At 64.4% G+C, this 646-nt stretch carries 1 protein-coding gene; it reads right to left on the bottom strand.

Translation table 11 applies throughout. The features are described from left to right. A partial coding sequence (locus tag A6M56_RS15240) for a PHP domain-containing protein (RefSeq protein ID WP_502686939.1) occupies positions 1 to 646 on the bottom strand: 646 nt, incomplete at both ends.

Consider the following 646-nt stretch of genomic DNA (forward strand, 5'->3'; position numbering starts at 1 on the left):
CAGGAAGTAGCCCGGGAAGCCCATCTTGATGATGGTGTCGGTCTCGAACTTCAGGCGCTCCTCGTAGCGCGGCCGGTTCTGCTCGCGCTTGGCCTCGTCCGGATACAGCTGCCTGAGACGCAATTCAAGACCTTCCTTGGCCTGCTGCACCAGGAAGTCGTCGAGCGACATGCCGTCCGGCGTGGGAAACAAGGGAAGTTTCGGCTTGCCCAGTTCCAGCTGCAGGTTGCAGCGCTTGGCGATCTCGACCGAGTTCTGCAGCGCTGCCGGCAGGTCGGCGAACGCTTCGGCCATCTCGGCCTGGGTCCGGAAGCACTGCTGCTCGTTGAAGCGCTTCACGCGCCGCGGGTTGGCGAGGATTTCGCCTTCGGCGATGCAGGTGCGCGCCTCGTGCGCGATGAATTCTTCCGGCTTGAGGAACTGGATCGGATGCGTCGCCACCACCGGCAGCTTCAGGCGCGATGCCAGCGCCACCGCCTGGCGCACATGGTTTTCCATGTTGGGCTGGCCGTAGCGTTGGATCTCGATGTAGAACCGGTCCGGGAAAATGTCCGCCCAGCGCTGCGCGCAGCGTTCGGCCGCCGCGATATTACCGTTGTCGATCGCCATCCCGACATCGCCGGCGTGCGCGCCGGACAGCGCAATC

Source organism: Ralstonia sp. RL, from assembly GCF_001683835.1.
GTDB classification, from domain to species: Bacteria; Pseudomonadota; Gammaproteobacteria; order Burkholderiales; family Burkholderiaceae; genus Ralstonia; species Ralstonia mannitolilytica.